14 protein-coding genes are annotated in these 15663 nt (G+C 69.3%); 10 read left to right on the top strand and 4 right to left on the bottom strand.

The window, feature by feature from the left end; genetic code table 11:
* Positions 1–14: 14 nt before the first annotated feature.
* The 7 genes from mihF to AB5L97_RS09950 all read left to right on the top strand — a co-directional run bounded on the left by mihF (position 15) and on the right by AB5L97_RS09950 (position 7295).
* Complete coding sequence (mihF, locus tag AB5L97_RS09980) at positions 15–329, top strand: integration host factor, actinobacterial type (protein WP_307958334.1); 315 nt, start codon at positions 15–17, stop codon at positions 327–329.
* A gap of 48 nt (positions 330–377) precedes the next feature.
* Positions 378–1004: a guanylate kinase gene (gmk, locus tag AB5L97_RS09975; protein WP_307958333.1), complete on the top strand. Its 627-nt coding sequence runs from the start codon at positions 378–380 to the stop codon at positions 1002–1004.
* A 40-nt stretch (positions 1005–1044) separates the two neighbouring features.
* The gene (gene rpoZ, locus AB5L97_RS09970; RefSeq protein ID WP_307958332.1) at positions 1045–1332 is read left to right on the top strand and encodes a DNA-directed RNA polymerase subunit omega; all 288 of its coding nucleotides are present in this window, start codon (positions 1045–1047) and stop codon (positions 1330–1332) included.
* Between the two features lie 12 nt (positions 1333–1344).
* Positions 1345–2646: a bifunctional phosphopantothenoylcysteine decarboxylase/phosphopantothenate--cysteine ligase CoaBC gene (gene coaBC / locus AB5L97_RS09965; protein ID WP_369044600.1), complete on the top strand. Its 1302-nt coding sequence runs from the start codon at positions 1345–1347 to the stop codon at positions 2644–2646.
* Between the two features lie 4 nt (positions 2647–2650).
* A complete protein-coding gene (metK, locus tag AB5L97_RS09960) occupies positions 2651–3868 on the top strand; it encodes a methionine adenosyltransferase (protein ID WP_369044599.1) in 1218 nt (405 codons plus the stop codon).
* Between the two features lie 19 nt (positions 3869–3887).
* Positions 3888–6008, top strand: coding sequence for a primosomal protein N' (locus AB5L97_RS09955; protein WP_369044598.1), 2121 nt, complete (start codon positions 3888–3890; stop codon positions 6006–6008).
* A 129-nt stretch (positions 6009–6137) separates the two neighbouring features.
* Positions 6138–7295: a hypothetical protein gene (locus tag AB5L97_RS09950; protein WP_369044597.1), complete on the top strand. Its 1158-nt coding sequence runs from the start codon at positions 6138–6140 to the stop codon at positions 7293–7295.
* Positions 7296–7426: 131 nt separating this feature from the next.
* Here the strand turns inward: AB5L97_RS09950 and AB5L97_RS09945 are convergent, their stop codons facing one another.
* The 4 genes from AB5L97_RS09945 to AB5L97_RS09930 all read right to left on the bottom strand — a co-directional run bounded on the left by AB5L97_RS09945 (position 7427) and on the right by AB5L97_RS09930 (position 11384).
* Positions 7427–8515, bottom strand: coding sequence for a glycosyltransferase family 4 protein (locus AB5L97_RS09945; protein ID WP_369044596.1), 1089 nt, complete (start codon positions 8513–8515; stop codon positions 7427–7429).
* On the bottom strand, positions 8512–9405 hold the full coding sequence (locus tag AB5L97_RS09940) for an alpha/beta fold hydrolase (protein ID WP_369044595.1): 894 nt from the start codon (positions 9403–9405) through the stop codon (positions 8512–8514). The genes AB5L97_RS09945 and AB5L97_RS09940 overlap by 4 nt, the downstream gene beginning before the upstream one ends.
* A gap of 44 nt (positions 9406–9449) precedes the next feature.
* Positions 9450–10274: an aldo/keto reductase gene (locus tag AB5L97_RS09935; RefSeq protein ID WP_369044594.1), complete on the bottom strand. Its 825-nt coding sequence runs from the start codon at positions 10272–10274 to the stop codon at positions 9450–9452.
* A gap of 87 nt (positions 10275–10361) precedes the next feature.
* Positions 10362–11384 carry a sugar-binding transcriptional regulator gene (locus AB5L97_RS09930; protein ID WP_307958324.1) on the bottom strand — a complete coding sequence of 341 codons (1023 nt, stop codon included), beginning with the start codon at positions 11382–11384 and terminating at the stop codon, positions 10362–10364.
* A 105-nt stretch (positions 11385–11489) separates the two neighbouring features.
* Here AB5L97_RS09930 and AB5L97_RS09925 point away from each other — a divergent pair, with 105 nt between their 5' ends.
* The 3 genes from AB5L97_RS09925 to glpK all read left to right on the top strand — a co-directional run bounded on the left by AB5L97_RS09925 (position 11490) and on the right by glpK (position 15619).
* Entirely contained in the window at positions 11490–13238 is a 1749-nt protein-coding gene (locus AB5L97_RS09925) for a glycerol-3-phosphate dehydrogenase/oxidase (protein WP_369044593.1), read from the top strand.
* Positions 13239–13305: 67 nt separating this feature from the next.
* Positions 13306–14058, top strand: a complete 753-nt coding sequence (locus tag AB5L97_RS09920; protein WP_307958322.1) for an MIP/aquaporin family protein — start codon at positions 13306–13308, stop codon at positions 14056–14058.
* 43 nt (positions 14059–14101) lie between these two features.
* Positions 14102–15619 (top strand): glycerol kinase GlpK, encoded by a 1518-nt coding sequence (glpK, locus tag AB5L97_RS09915; RefSeq protein WP_369044592.1) that lies wholly within the window; start codon positions 14102–14104, stop codon positions 15617–15619.
* Positions 15620–15663: the final 44 nt, after the last annotated feature.

Genomic DNA, 15663 nt, shown 5'->3' with positions numbered 1-15663 from the left:
CGGAGGCAGTGCACGTGGCCCTGGAACCCCTGACACCCGAGGAGCGGCGTGCGGCGCTCGGCAAGGCCATGGCGGCCCGCGGCATCCGATCTCGCGCGAAGGCAGCGCTGCGTTCGGGCGATCTCACCGTCGAGGACCTGCTCGCGCGTGCCCACGCGGATGAGGCCCTTGCCCGACTCAAGGTGACCGAGATGCTCGAGTGCGTCCACGGTGTGGGGCCCGTGCGGGCCCTCGCGATCCTCGGGTCCCTCGGGATCGCCCCGAGCCGTCGGCTGCGGGGCCTCGGCGTCCACCAGCGGCGGGCGCTGGTAGATTTTCTGGCAAGCTGAACAATGTCCGGGGCCGTACGGCGCACCGGGCCTTGACGAAGGGAAAGCGTGGAGCACGAACAGGGCCAGACGGCCGACCGGCACGGTGGGCGCGGTGGCCACGGCGGGTTGACGGTACTCGCGGGACCGACCGCCGTGGGCAAGGGCACGGTGTCGACCTACATCCGCGACACCTACCCCGAGGTCTGGCTCTCGGTCTCCGCGACCACCCGCGCGCCCCGCGAGGGCGAGAAGGACGGGGTCCACTACTTCTTCAGGACCGGCGAGGACTTCGACCGCCTGATCGAGGAGGGCGCCTTCCTCGAGTGGGCCGTGGTCCACGGCCAGAACCGCTACGGTACCCTGCGCCACAAGGTCGAGGAGGCAATTGAGGCCGGCAGGCACGTCTTGCTCGAGATCGACCTCCAGGGCGCACGCCAGGTCAAGGCTGCGATGCCGGACGCCAGATTCGTGTTCCTGGCGCCCCCGAGCTGGGACGAAATGGTCCGTCGGCTCCGCGGTCGCGGCACTGAAACCGCCCAGGAACAGCAGCGCCGCCTCGAAACGGCTAAAATAGAGCTCGCTGCCGAGCCCGAATTCGATGTCACGGTCGTCAACGACGACGTGAAGCGCGCGGCAGACGAACTTGTGTCACTCATGGGGCTTACCCCGCATGCCCGCCCCGCGGCGCGCTAGCGCACCGGTAACCCGTCACGAAGAGCATTGGAGATTCACCGTGTCCTCGACTCCCGAAGGCATCATCAACCCGCCGATCGACGATCTGCTGACGAAGTCTGACTCGAAGTACGGCCTCGTGATCTTCGGGGCCAAGCGCGCCCGCCAGATCAACGCCTATTATGCCCAGCTGCATGAGGGCCTCTTCGAGTACGTCGGCCCGCTCGTCGACACGAAGCTGAACGAGAAGCCGCTGTCGATCGCCCTGCGCGAGATCAATGAGGGCCTCCTCGTGGCGACCCCGGTGGCCGCCGAAGAAGAGTCCGGCACGGAGTCCGAGAACCAGTAGGAGATCGGCCGCGTGCGCATTGTCCTGGGAGTGGGCGGCGGCATCGCCGCCTACAAGGCGGCACTCCTGCTCCGCCTCTTCACGGAGGCCGGGCACAGTGTGACCGCAGTGCCTACCGAGTCGGCGCTCAAGTTCGTCGGCAAGGCTACGTGGGAAGCCCTCTCAGGCAGGCCGGTGCGGACCGAGGTGTTCGAGGCTGTCGAGACGGTCAACCACGTGCGCCTCGGCCACGAGGCCGAGCTCATCGTCGTCGCCCCGGCAACAGCCGATCTCCTGGCCCGCGCGGCAGGCGGCCACGCCGATGACCTTCTGACCAACACGCTCCTCGTGGCGCGCTGCCCGGTGCTTATGGCACCGGCCATGCACACCGAGATGTGGCGCCATCCTGCCACCCAGTCCAATGTCGCGCTCCTGCGCGAACGCGGGGTCCATGTCCTCGACCCCGCGGTCGGCCGGCTCACGGGCGCCGACAGCGGCCCGGGGCGCCTGCCCGAGCCGGAGGAGATCTTCGCCGCGGCCCTCGCGCTGATCGCAGAAGCGCACGACGACGCCCCGCATTTGGGCGCTGAACCCGCCTCCCGCCCCCTCGCCGGCAGACGCGTGGTCGTTTCCGCGGGCGGGACCCGCGAGCCCATCGACCCGGTGCGCTTCCTCGGCAACCGATCCTCTGGCAAGCAGGGTGCCGCGATTGCGAGGGCTGCCATCGCGGCTGGCGCGGACGTGACCTTCGTCGCGGCCCACATCGACGTCGCCCCACCGGACGGTGCCGACGTGGTGCGCGTGGACTCTGCCCTCGAACTGCGCGACGCGATGCTTGCCCACGTGCCCGCCGCGGATGTGGTGGTCATGGCCGCGGCCGTTGCCGACTTCCGGCCGTCCGAGCTGCAGCCCAGCAAGATCAAGAAGCGCGACGACATGGCGGATCCCGTCATCACTCTCGTGCGCAATCCGGACATTCTCGTTGAACTCGTCCAGCGCAGGAACGCCGGCACGGACGGGACGCCGTCGGACCAGCTCATCGTCGGCTTCGCCGCCGAGACCGGGGACGGCGGTGGGACCGCGCTCGAGTATGGCCTGGCCAAGCTCGCCCGGAAGGGTTGCGAGCTGCTCGTGCTGAACGAGGTAGGCGCCGACGAGTCCGGTGCCGAGCGTGTCTTCGGGCAAGACCACAACTCCGCGCTCATCCTCGCGCGGGATGGCAGCGAGCCAGAGCGCGCGGCGGGCAGCAAGGACGAGGTGGCCGGCGCCGTCGTGCGCCGCATTGCCCGGGCGCTCGGTACCGACCATCGGCCGCAGAGAGAGCCAGTAGAGTAGACCAGTGACCCACGCACCACGTTCCAGCGCGCATGCGCTGCGCCTCTTCACGTCCGAATCCGTGACGGAGGGGCACCCGGACAAGATCTGCGACCAGATCAGCGACTCGATCCTCGATGCGCTCATCGCCGCGGACCCGGATTCCAAGGTCGCGGTGGAGACGATGGCGACGACGGGGCTCGTGCACGTTGCGGGCGAGGTCACGACCGACGCCTACGTCGAGATCCCCCAGATCGTGCGCAATACGATCCTCGGGATCGGCTACGACTCGTCAGCGAACGGCTTCGACGGCGCGCGGTGCGGCGTGTCGGTCTCGATCGGGCAGCAGTCCTCGGACATCTTCGACGGCGTGTTCAACTCCCTCGAGTCTCGCGAGGGCACGATGGAGGACGAGTACGACCGGCAGGGCGCAGGCGATCAGGGCATCATGTTCGGCTACGCGTCGGACGAGACCGCCACGTACATGCCCACGCCGATCTGGATCGCGCACCGCCTCTCGGAGCGCCTCACCGAGGTCCGCAAGAGCGGCGAGCTTGCGTACTTGCGCCCGGACGGCAAGACCCAGGCCACCATCGGGTACGACGGCGATCGTCCCGTGAGCATCGAGACGGTCGTCATCTCGAGCCAGCATGCCGAGGGAACCGATCTCGCGACCCTTCGCGCCGACCTCGAGGACCATGTGGTCAAGCCGGTCCTCGCGATGGCCGAGCTCGAGACCGGTCACGTCCGGAACATCCTCAACCCCGCCGGCGCGTTCATCATCGGCGGTCCCGTCGGCGATGCCGGCCTCACGGGCCGCAAGATCATCGTGGACACCTACGGCGGGTTCGCACGGCACGGGGGTGGTGCCTTCTCCGGGAAGGACCCGTCCAAGGTGGACCGCTCGGCCGCGTACGCGATGCGCTGGGTCGCGAAGAACGTGGTCGCCGCGGGCCTTGCCCGCCGCGCTGAGATCCAGGTCGCCTACGCGATCGGGCAGGCTCGTCCCGTCGGCATCTACGTCGAGACGTTCGGCACCGAGAGCGTGGACCCCCTGCGTATCAGCGCCGCGATCAACGAGGTCTTCGACCTGCGGCCTCGGGCCATCATCGAAGCCCTCGACCTCAAGCGCCCCATCTACGCGAGGACGGCCGCGCACGGACACTTCGGCCGCGAGGAGCCCGACTTCACGTGGGAGCGGCTCGACCGGGTCCAGCAGCTCAAGGACTTCTTCGGCGCGTGACGCGCGCGAGGCGCACGCCATGACCGAAGGGCGGCCGCACGCCGATCCCGTTCAGCCCTCACTGCTGAGCGGGTTCCCCTTGGCCGAGCTGGCCCCACCCGGCCCGCGGCCTGCCGCGAACCGGCCCGTGGCCCGCGTGTGCGTCGAGTCGCCGCTTCCGCAGCTGGACCGGCGCTTCGACTACCTCGTCACCGAGGAGCTCGATGCCGCCGCGCTGCCGGGGGTGCGCGTCAAGGTGCGGGTGGCAGGGCGCGAGCACGTCGGGTTCCTCCTCGAACGCCGAGACACCTCCGACGCGGGCGTCCGCCTCGCGCCTCTGGGCGCTGTCCTCTCGCCCCTGCCCGTGCTCTCGCCCGAGATCGCCGAGCTCGCGGGCACTGTGGCCGAGCGGTGGGCCGGCGCGCTTGGCGACGTCCTGCGCTTCGCGGTCCCGCCGCGCGCAGCCCGGGTCGAGGCGGAGTTCGCGGCGCTCGCCTCCGGCGCTCAGGCGGCCGGGACCCAGCCAGAGCAGACGCACGACGACGGCCGGGCGCCTTCGGTGGGCGCGGAACCTTCGTCGGCCGCGGCCGCCGCACACCCGGCCGCAGGCTGGGACCGGTTGCGCAACGGCGCGGCGTACCTGCGCCACCTAGCCGCGGGGGGAAGCCCCCGGGCCCTCCTCCAGGCCGTGCACGGCTACGGGATCGAGGCCTGGCCGCACACGATTGCTGCTGCCGTCGCTGCAGCGAGCTCGTCCGGGCGGGGCGCGCTCGTCGTCGTACCCGACCGCCGTGACCTCCTGCGCGTCCACGCGGCACTCGAGGCGGCGCTGCCCCGGGAACGGATCGTCCGGCTTTCGGCAGAGGACGGACCCAGCACCCGGTCGCGCGGCTTCCTCGAGCTGCTCACTGGGGCGGCGCACGTGGCCGTCGGCACCCGCGGGTCCGTCTTCGCGCCCGTCGAGAACCTCGGCCTCGTGGTCTGCTGGGACGACGGCGATGACCTGCACCTCGAGCCCCGAGCCCCGTACTTCCACGCGCGCGAGGTGCTGCTCCTGAGGGCTGAGCAGACGGGGTGCGCGGTGCTGCTTGCGGGGCACTCGGTCTCGGTCGAGGCCGAGCGGCTCGCTGAATCGGGCTGGCTGCAGAGGATTGCCGCCGAGCGGTCTGTGCTGCGTACCGCCCTGCCACGGGTCACGAGCACGGCAGACAGCATCGAGTCCGCACGGGATCCGCTGGCCCGTGTCGCCCGGCTGCCGCACGCCGCGTGGCAGCTTGCGCGGGACGCCCTCGCCTCGGGACCAGTCCTTGTCCAGGTGGCGCGCGCGGGATACGCCCCCTCGCTCGCGTGCGACCGGTGCCGGGAGCCGGCCCGGTGCCGGCATTGCCAGGGACCGCTGGCCGAACAGGCCTCGGGCAGGGCGCGCCTCGTGGCGTGCCGCTGGTGCGGTACACCTGAGCTGACGTTCTCGTGCCGCGTGTGCGGCGGCAGGGCCTTGCGGCGCAGCGCCATCGGCGCGCTGCGGACAGCCGAGGAACTGGGCCGCGCGTTCCCTGGCGCCGTGGTGGTCACGTCCTCGGGGGATACCGTGAAGTCCGAGGTTCCGGCGTCCCCGGCGCTCGTGGTCGCGACCGTGGGTGCTGAGCCCGTCGCCCCACAGGGCTACGCAGCGGCGCTCCTGCTCGACGGCGAAGCGCTCCTGCGGCGAGAAAGTCTGAGGGCCCCGGAGGAGGCGCTGCGCCGCTGGCTCAACGCGGCCGCGCTCGTGCGGCCCGCGCAGGAGGGCGGGCGTGTGGTCATCACGGCGGGCGAGAGCGAGGCGCTGTCCGCACTTGTCCGGTGGGATCCGGCGGGCTTTGCCAGTCGCGAACTCGCACTGCGCCGTGAGCTCTCCCTTCCGCCCGCCGTCCGGATCGCCGGCGTGACGGGGGAGTTCGCGGACGTCGAGGCGTTCCTCGCCGCTGCGGAGGAGGTGGTGGAGCGCCCGGGCGTCCGCGTGGCCGGCCCTGTCGCGGGGGACCCGGCACAGGCTCTCGTGTTCTTCCCGATCGCCTCGGGTCCTGCCGTGACGCGCGGTCTCCACAGTGTCCGGGTGTCGCTCGCCGCTAGTCGTTCCACTGGTCCGGTCACGCTGCGTGTCGACGCGCCGGATCTCCTCTGAGATCGGGCCGCCATCGAGAAGGATGCGGTCGCTGGCCCCGGCCGTCCGCGAAGGGACGTTCGACCCTTCGACCGGGTGTCCCAAGGTCACACAATCGGACCAGCGGGGAGCGAGATGGGGGTTGGGGCCATGGCCAGCGACAACGACACCAGATCTGGCTCCACCACGTCGGCGCCACCGGGTGAGCTCGGGCTCGAGGCCAGCCTCGCGGACCTGGGTCGGGCGATCCACGCCGTAGCCCATACGTCGCTCCTCCCGAGACTGATCGACGCCGTCCTGCGCCACCCCCCAGAGACGTTCACCGCCCGCTGGCTGGTGGCGGCCGGCGCCCTGGACGCCGCTGTCCGCCTGCTCATCCCGGTCGTCGTCACCACCGTTGCCGGGGCCTGGGCCGACGCCCCGCTCTGGAGCTGGGCTATCGTGGACCTCTACCTCACTGCGGACTACGTCATCTCCACCGCAACCCATCCGCGGCAGCCCCCGATCATGGAGGACTTCCTCGCCCTGAGCCGAACCCTCGAGCAGGAAGCAGACGTCCGCCGTCTCAACAGGCTCACCCGTCGCTGGCTGCGCCTGCCCGTAAGGGTCGCGCTCAGCATCCTCCTGGCCGCTCCGATCCTCGCCATGAGCATGATCGCTGATCCTCGCGGGCTGACGAGCATCCACGTGGGAAGTGCCGCCATGGCCGCCGCAGTCCTCTACGAGTTCAGCGAGATTGTGTTCTTCCAGTTCATCGCCACCACGCGGCTCCTCCGGAGCGAGGCACGGTACTCCCACCGGCTCTCCTGGCTGAGCCCTGCGGACACGCCGGGGATTCCCCGGATGCTGCATGCGTGGGGCACCCTGGCGGTCCTGGGCGGAGGCGCGGTGGTGTTCTACATGCTGCCGGTCATCCTCCTGGTAGCCCCCGGCACCGCAGCCTTCCTCGTCGGACTCGTAGCCGCCATGACGCTATCGGGCTACCTCGTGACGATCGCCTCCTACGTCAGCGTCCGCTCGAGCGTTCGGGCGATTGTCCGGCACCACAAGCAACGCACCCTTGAGCGCCTGCAGCACCGTATCGACGGCTTCGGCCCGCGGATGGACGAGCTCACGCCCCCGGAATCCCAACGCCTGCAGGGGCTCATGGCAACCTACGCCGCGGTGCGCGATGCACCGCTGATGCCCCGCAGCTCCGAGGCGGGAAGCCACGCGCTGGCGGCACTCGCCGTCCCCGGCATCGGCTTCTTCCTCGCGGTCCTCGCCGAGGTCTATGCCGAACGTCTCCTCACGCAGTTGGTCCCCTAGAGCCCACCGCACCTCCGTATGCCGCCAGGCTCATCCGCGCCGTCCCACAGGTCGAGGGCTCAGGGAAGTGCCGACACTGTGTGGGCGATCGACCGCACCCCGACTGGTGGAGACGTCCTCTAGGCCCCGCCCTAGCCCCGGCGCCGTCGCGCGAACTCCTCGATCGCTTCCTCGGCGGCGGTGAGCAGAGCATCCGCGGAGGCGTCCCAGCTGAAGGTCGCGGCCTGGGCGCGTGCAGCCGTAGAGGCCCGCTGCCAGGCGCCGGGCGCCTCAAGCGCGCGCACAGCGGACGCGAAGTCTTCCGGGACGTCCGGATCGACATAGGTGGCTCCGTCGCCGCCCACCTCGCGGAAGATCGGGATGTCGCTTGCGATCACGGGCGTGCCGAGGCTCATCGCCTCGACGAGCGGAAGACCGTAGCCCTCTGATCGCGAGAGGCTCACGAGCGCCGTCGTGCGCCTCAGGAGCGCGTCGTACTCCTCCTCGGACACGCCGCCGTGGAACACGACGCGAGCGCCGAGTGGGACCAGCGCCTCGAGTTCGTCGCGGCGGGCCGTCGCGATGCGCGAGAGGAGGTGGAGCTCATAGTCGGGCAGCTCGGCCATGCCGGCGATGACCGTCTCGACGTTCTTGTACGGCATGAACGATCCCATGTACAGCAGCGTCTTCTCTGCGCCGCCGTCGAGGGGACGCGGCTCGCTGCTCCTCTGGGGCGCATTGCCGACGATCCGCACGGGCCGCCTCGTGAGCCGCTTCTCGGACATGAGCCACCGCGTCGTGTGGCTGACCGTCGCAACGACGTCGGCCCGGTTCAGCAGGACCCGCTGCGGCCAGTAGGCCTTGTGGTAGAGCCGCCACAGCGCGCGGACCGGTGCCGGCAGGAAGCCCGGAGGCTCGGGGTGCTCGTAGTAGATGAGATCGTGCAGCGTCAGGATCAGCGGGTATTGGCGGCCCCACGAGCCCATGGTCTGCATGGGGCAGAAGACGACGTCCGGCTTGAGGCGGTTCACTTGGCGGGCAATGAACAGTTCGGCGGGGGACAGGGGGCTGGTGACCTTGACGTGGGGGACGTCGGGGAGCAGCGCGAGCTGCCGGTCGTCGCTGATGAGCATGGCGACCTCCGCGCGGCGCGCCACCGCCTCGATGAGGCTCGCGCCGAAGCGGCTGATTCCGTCATGCTGGTCGGTCCGGGTGAAGCGGGCGTCGATGAGGATCCTCACGCGGGGGCCTCCTGGATGAACTCGGCAATGGCGGCGGCGGCGGGGCCGGGGGTCTCGTAGTGGATGAGGTGCCCGACGCCGGGAATCACGGTAAGCCGGGAGTCCGCAAGCCGAGCGTGGAGCCGGCGGACGTGCGGAAGCGCTGCGACCTCGTCCCGCTCTCCCGCGATGAGCAGCACCGGCAGGTCCAGCTGCTCGGCCACCTCGGCCGCGTGGTGCGAGATCGAGGCGCGGAACGATTCGAGCAGCGACTCCCGCGTCGCGAACTCGCTGAAGTGCTCCTGATGCTGCGCGTGGATGAAGGCCCGCAGCTGCGTGTTCCGCGTCTTGGCCATGGCCTCGCTCATGAGGCGCACGACGGCGCGGCTTCGCAGGAGTGCCGTGCCGACGCTCGCCGGGAGCCTCGCAGCGCTCCAATAGTAGAACTCGGCAAGGCGGCTCAGAATGGCCTGCGGTCCCTCGAGCGCCGGGGCAGAGATGGGGTTGACGAGCACGAGGCGCGTGAACCGATCCGGATGGGCCGCGAGGAAGTGCGAGACTACGATCGAGCCGAACGAGTGGCCGAGGAGCACGGTCTCCGGTCCGAGGCCGAGGACGTCCGCGAGGGCACCGAGCCAGTCGCCATACTCCGCGATGCTGTGCTCCCCGGGGGCGAACATGCCTGAGGCACCGAAGCCGGGCAGGTCGGGCATGATGAAGCGTACGCGGGGAAGCTCGTCCACGATGCGCAGCAGGCCGTGGTGGGTGCCGCGGAACCCGTGCACGGCGAGGATCGTCGTCGTGGGACGCGAGGGATCCGCTCCGACCGGTTCGTAGGTGAACACGGCAGTGGACGAGCCGCTCACCTCGACTGTGGTGCGGTGTTCGCGCTCGGCCAGCCGCTCGGACAAGAATGCCCCTGGGACCGTGGGCGCCGGAGGTGTGTGCGCCACCCTCAGTTCACCGTGTCCGGGTGCGATCCGCTGCGGAAGCCTCGGTCGAGGCCCGCGATCTGCTCGCGCTCGGCGGGTGTGAGCTCGAAGCCGAAGACGTCCGCGTTCTCGCAGATCCGCTCCGGGCTGCTGGCCTTGGGGATCACGATCGTGCCTTCGTCGAGGTGCCACCGGATGACGGCCTGCGCTGTGCTGACGCCGTGGGCCGCCGCGATCCGGCGCAGCACGGGGTCTTCGAGCACACGCCCGCGTGCGAGGGGCGACCACGCCTCGGTGGCGATCCCGAGCTCGGCGTGAACAGCCCGGAGCTCGCGTTGCTGGAGCCACGGATGGAGCTCGATCTGGTTGACCGCAGGGATCACGCCGGTTGCGTCCACGAGCCGGCGCAGGTGCTCGGGCTGGAAGTTGCTCACGCCGATCGCACGGACTCGCCCGTCCGCAAGCAGCCTCTCGAGCGCGCGGTAGGTGTCGATGTAGAGGCCGCGCGCTGGCGCCGGCCAGTGGATGAGGTAGAGGTCCACGACGTCGAGCCCGAGCGCCGCCTGGCTCCGGTCGAACGCCCGGAGGGTGGCCTCGAATCCCTGATCCGTGTTCCACACCTTCGTCGTGACGAAGACCTCGCTCCTCGCGAGCGACGATGCCCGGATGGCGCAGCCGACACCTTCCTCGTTCCCGTACATGGCCGCAGTGTCGAGGCTGCGGTATCCCTCGGCGAGGGCCGTGCCTGCAAGCTGTTCGGCGTCCTCGGCCGGAATCTTGTAGAGCCCGTAGCCGAGCTGGGGCATGCTCACGCCGTCGGCAATCCGTACCGTGGGGGAGGCAATCATGGTCTCCACCCTACCGGCGTACGAGCCACCGGCGGCCCAGCACCAGGACGTGCTGGGGGCGAGTACAGGCTCCCGGATCCACGCTGGCTAAGCGCGCTCGGCCAGAACGGCCCGGGCAGTCGCCTCATCCACGATGAGGTCTGTCACGAGCTGTGCGCGCAGCGCCCCCCGCAGGGCCGCTGCCTTCGCCGGCCCGGAGACGATGCACAGCCTGCGCGGCACCCTGCGTAGCGTGGAGAACGAGGGCCCGGTGGCCCGGGCGTTGAGTTCGATCCCGTCGGACGAGCCGTCGGCGCGGAAGAAGACCGTGGCGACGTCTCCCACGACCTCCTCCGCTGCAAGGGAGTCGAGATCCGCGGCGTCCAGATAGCCGCCTGCGTACACGTGGCTGGGAAGGTCGGCATCGGCGGCTCCGACCCCGAACACCGCGAGGGTCATGCGCTCCTGCACGTCGAGGACCCGCCGCACGCTGCGCTCCTTCCACATCCACTTCTTCGTCTCGGCCCGGTCGAAGAACGCGGGGACGGGGAACTCCTCGACATCGGCATCGAAGGCGCGCCCGAAGCGCCGCATGATCTCGCTCGCGTAGCCGACTCCCATGGTCTGGGTGTTCGCGGCGCCGTTGAGCTGGACCACGGTGCTGCCGTGGGTTGGCCGGCGGCTCACGTGGCGGCTCATGGCGCTCAGGGTTGAGCCCCACGCGATGCCGATGATGCTCTGGGACGCGACGAGCCCCGTCAGGGTGCGCGCTGCGTACATCGCCACCCGGTCGAGGTTCTCGGTCTCGCTGAGGCTCTCGACTTGGGGGACTACATGGACGGAGGCTGCCGCGATACCGAACCGCTCGGCGACGCCCGCCTCGAGGGCCACGGCCGAGTCAATGGGGGAGTGGATCTCGATCTGGACGAGCCCCTCGTCCCGTGCGAAGGCAAGCAGCCGCGACACCGTCGATCGGGAGGTCCGCAGCTGGCGGGCGATCCTGTCCATGGTCAGGTCCTGGAGGTAGTACAGACGGGCCGCGGAGAGGGCGTCCTGGTGCTTGCGCGTGTTGCGATTCTGTGAGCTTTGTCTCAGTTCTGGGTGCTGTGGCTCGGGATCCGAGGGCCGCATGACGCTTCTTTCTGCACGTTTGTGCATGTGGGTTGAACTCTATGTTCACAGGTCCGAAGAATAGCTGCGAACGCCCCAGGAAAGACACAGTGCAAGGAGACCCACGTGGTTCAGACCCCCGACCCCACTCGCCCGGAAGGCTCTCGGGCAGGTGCCGATGCACTCAGGGCCCCGCCTGCGGCCAAGGTCCTCATCATCGGCGGCGGCATCAATGGCGTGGGTACGTTCCGTGATCTGGCACTCCAGGGCGTGGACGTCACGCTCGTCGAGCGGGGCGACTACTGCGAGGGTGCCTCGGGCGCGTCGTCGCACATGATCCACGGCGGGATCCGGTACCTCGAGAACGGCGAGTTCCGCCTGGTCCGTGAATCGGTCGTCGAGCGGAACCGGCTCCTGCGGATCGCGCCGCACTACGTCAAGGCGCTGCGCACCACGATCCCGATCTTCTCGACCTTCTCGGGGATCCTCAACGCGCCGCTGCGCTTCCTCACTCACCGTTCGGGCAAGCCGCGCGAGCGCGGCGCCTTCCTGATCAAGATCGGACTGGCCCTCTACGATGCCTTCTCCCGGGAGGGAGGCTCTGTCCCGCGCCACCGCTTCCTGGGCCGGAAGAAGGCTCTGGCGGAACTCCCGCTCCTGCGGCCCGATCTTAAGTACACAGCCACGTACTTCGACGCGTCGGTCCACAATCCCGAGCGGCTGACGCTTGACGTCCTGCACGATGGACTCGCTGCTGGCGACCATGCGCGTGCCACCAACTACGTCTCCGCCGTGGGGCTCGCGGAAGGCACCGGTGCGCCCAGCGTTACCACGGTGCGACTCCGTGACGAGCTCACGGGCACGGAGTTCGACTTCGCGGCAGACGTCGTGGTCAACACGACCGGCGCGTGGGTCGATCTCACCAATGGAGCCTTCGGGGCGCCGACCCGCTTCATGGGTGGCACGAAGGGCTCGCACATCGTCCTGGCCCACGCCGGGCTCCTCGCCGCGTGCGCGGGCCGCGAGATCTTCTTCGAGCACAGCGATGGGCGGATCGTGCTGATCTATCCCCTCGGGGACAGGGTCCTCGTTGGGACGACTGATATCGACGCCGGCGCGGACCTCGCTCCGACGTGCACGGACGATGAGGTCGACTACTTCTTCGACCTCATCCACCACGTCTTCCCGACGATCGACGTCGGCCGCGACAGCATCGTCTACACGTTCTCGGGCGTGCGCCCGCTCCCGCGTCACGACGACACCGCACCGGGTTTCGTTTCGCGCGACTACCGGATCGAGCGGTCGGAGCTGCCGGGCGGCGCTACGGCCCTGAGTCTCGTGGGCGGCAAATGGACCACGTTCCGCGCGCTCTCAGAGCATCTCGCCGACCAGATCCTCGGGATCCTCGGCAGGCCGCGGATCGTGAATACGGCCGAGCTCGCGATCGGAGGCGGGAAGGGCTTCCCCACCACCGCAGAGGCCGTTGGCCGCTGGATCGAGGACCACACGGGGAAGGGGATCGATGCGGCGCGTGCCGAAGTGCTCCTCGCGCGATACGGCACAAGGGCAGCACACGTCATTGAATTCCTGCGGGAGGGGGAGGACAGTCGGCTCGAGAGCACCGGGGAGCTGAGCGTCCGAGAACTCGCGTGGATGGCGCTGCACGAGCAGGTGGGCCACACGATCGACATCCTCGTCCGCCGCACCTCTCTGGCCTTCCGGGGGCATGTGACGGCTGAGCTCGTCAAGGAGGTGTCCGGCCATTGCGCTGGCCTCCTCGGCTGGGACGAGCACCAGACCTGGCGGGAGGTCCAGCACGCAACCGCGACACTGGCCGAGCGTCATCGCGTCAACGTTGGCCAACTGGTCGACTGAGGCGCAGCGCACCACACTCTGGGCCGGAGTGGTCCCGGGTTGCACCTGACAACACAAGGAGTCAATGATGTCTCTAGGGTTGGTCTTCCTTTCTGAAGTGCTCGGCACGGGCATGCTCACGCTACTCGGCTGTGGCGTGGTCGCGAATGTGGCCCTGAAGGGCACGAAGGGCTATGCGGGCGGCTTCCTCATGGTGACGTGGGGATGGGGAATTGCCGTCTTCTCCGGCGTCTTCATCGCGGCCAAGTCCGGCGCACACCTCAACCCCGCCGTGACGCTCGGCCTCCTCATGCACGGCAGTGCCGAGTACGCCCCCGGGGTGAAGGTCGATGTCGCCTCTACCCTGACCTACTTCGCCGGCGAGCTGGTCGGGGCGTTTCTCGGGGCCGTGGTCTGCTGGCTTGCCTACAAGCAGCACTTCGATTCAGAGGAGGTTCCCGCCAACAAGCTCGGCACGTTCTCCACGGCGCCCGCGATCCGCAGCAATGCCTGGAACCTCATCACCGAGATCATCGGTACGTTCGTGCTCGTCGAGGTCATCCTCTCGTTCGGTGGTACGCCTTCCGGCCTCGGCCCGCTCGCGGTCGCGCTCCTCGTCGTGGGTATCGGCGTCTCGCTCGGCGGCCCGACCGGCTATGCCATCAACCCCGCGCGCGACCTCGGGCCCCGTCTTGCGCACGCCGTCCTGCCCATCAAGGGCAAGGGCACGAGTGACTGGGCCTACGCGTGGATCCCGGTTGCGGGACCGCTCATCGGCGGCGCGCTCGCTGGACTCTTCGCCCGCATCACCCCGGATATCTTCGCCGCAGTGGCGAAGTAGCGGTCAGCCTCATCCCGCAGCCTCATCCAAAGGAGCAATGAGAATGTCAGAGCAGTACGTCATCGCCATCGACCAGGGCACCACGAGCACGCGCGCCATCGTGTTCGACCACTCCGGGTCCATCGTCTCGACCGGCCAGCTCGAGCACGAGCAGATCTTCCCGCAGGCGGGGTGGGTCGAGCACAACCCCAAGGAGATCTGGGACAACACCCGCGAGGTCATCGGCCAGGCGTTGTCCAAGGCAAACCTGACCCGGCACGACATCGCGGCGGTCGGCATCACCAACCAGCGCGAGACTGCGGTCGTCTGGGACAAGAACACCGGCGAGCCGGTGTACAACGCGATCGTCTGGCAGGACACCCGCACGCAGTCGATCGTCGACGAGCTCGCCAAGGACGGCGGCGTGGAGCGCTTCAAGCAGAAGGTTGGCCTGCCGCTCGCGACGTACTTCTCGGGGACGAAGATCAAGTGGATCCTCGACAACGTGGACGGTGCGCGGGCCAAGGCGGAGGCGGGAGACCTACTCTTCGGCAACACCGATGCATGGGTCCTGTGGAACCTCACGGGAGGAACCGACGGCGGCGTCCATGCCACCGACGTGACCAATGCGTCGCGCACGATGTTCATGGACCTCGAGACCCTCGCGTGGGACCAGTCGATCCTCGACGCGTTCGGGGTCCCGGCCTCGATGATGCCCGCCATCAAGTCCTCCTCCGAGACGTATGGCACGGTCCACACCTCCCAGCTGCTGCGCGAGGTTCCTGTCGCAGGCATCCTTGGCGACCAGCAGGCCGCGACGTTCGGTCAGGCGGCGTTCGACGCGGGCGAGGCCAAGAACACCTACGGGACGGGCTGCTTCCTCATCTTCAACACGGGGGAGGAGATCGTCCACTCGAAGAACGGGCTCCTGACCACGGTCGGGTACAAGCTCGGTGACGCGAAGCCGCACTACGCACTCGAGGGCTCCATCGCGGTCACGGGCTCGCTCATCCAGTGGCTGCGCGACAACCTCGGCATGATCTCGAGCGCGCCGGAGGTGGAGACGCTTGCGAAGTCCGTCGAGGACAATGGCGGCGTCTACATCGTCCCGGCCTTCTCAGGCCTGTTCGCGCCCTATTGGCGCGCCGACGCCCGCGGAGCGATCGTCGGCCTCACGCGCTACGTGAACAAGGGCCACATCGCGCGTGCCGCTCTCGAGGCGACCGCGTTCCAGACGCGCGAGGTGCTCGACGCCGTCAACGCGGACTCGGGCGTCCCGCTCGCCGAGCTCAAGGTCGACGGCGGCATGGTCGCCAACGACGCCCTCATGCAGTTCCAGGCCGACATCCTCGGCGTCGACGTGGTGCGGCCCAAGGTCGTCGAGACCACGGCCCTCGGCGCCGCCTACGCGGCTGGCCTGGCCGTGGGCTTCTGGAAGGACCTCGGCGAGTGCTCTGCCAACTGGGGTGAGGACAGGCGCTGGAGCCCGCAGTTGGAGGGCACTGAACGCGATCGTCAGATGCGGCTTTGGAAGAAGGCCGTCACCAAGTCGATGGACTGGGTCGACGCCGACGTGAAGTAGCCCCGCGTTCCGCGCGCCCGGCGCGCGGCGGCCACCCGCCGTCG

It is taken from the genome of Sinomonas sp. P10A9 (genome assembly GCF_041022165.1).
GTDB lineage: Bacteria > Actinomycetota > Actinomycetes > Actinomycetales > Micrococcaceae > Sinomonas > Sinomonas puerhi.
This window is presented reverse-complemented; position numbering and strand designations above follow the sequence as displayed.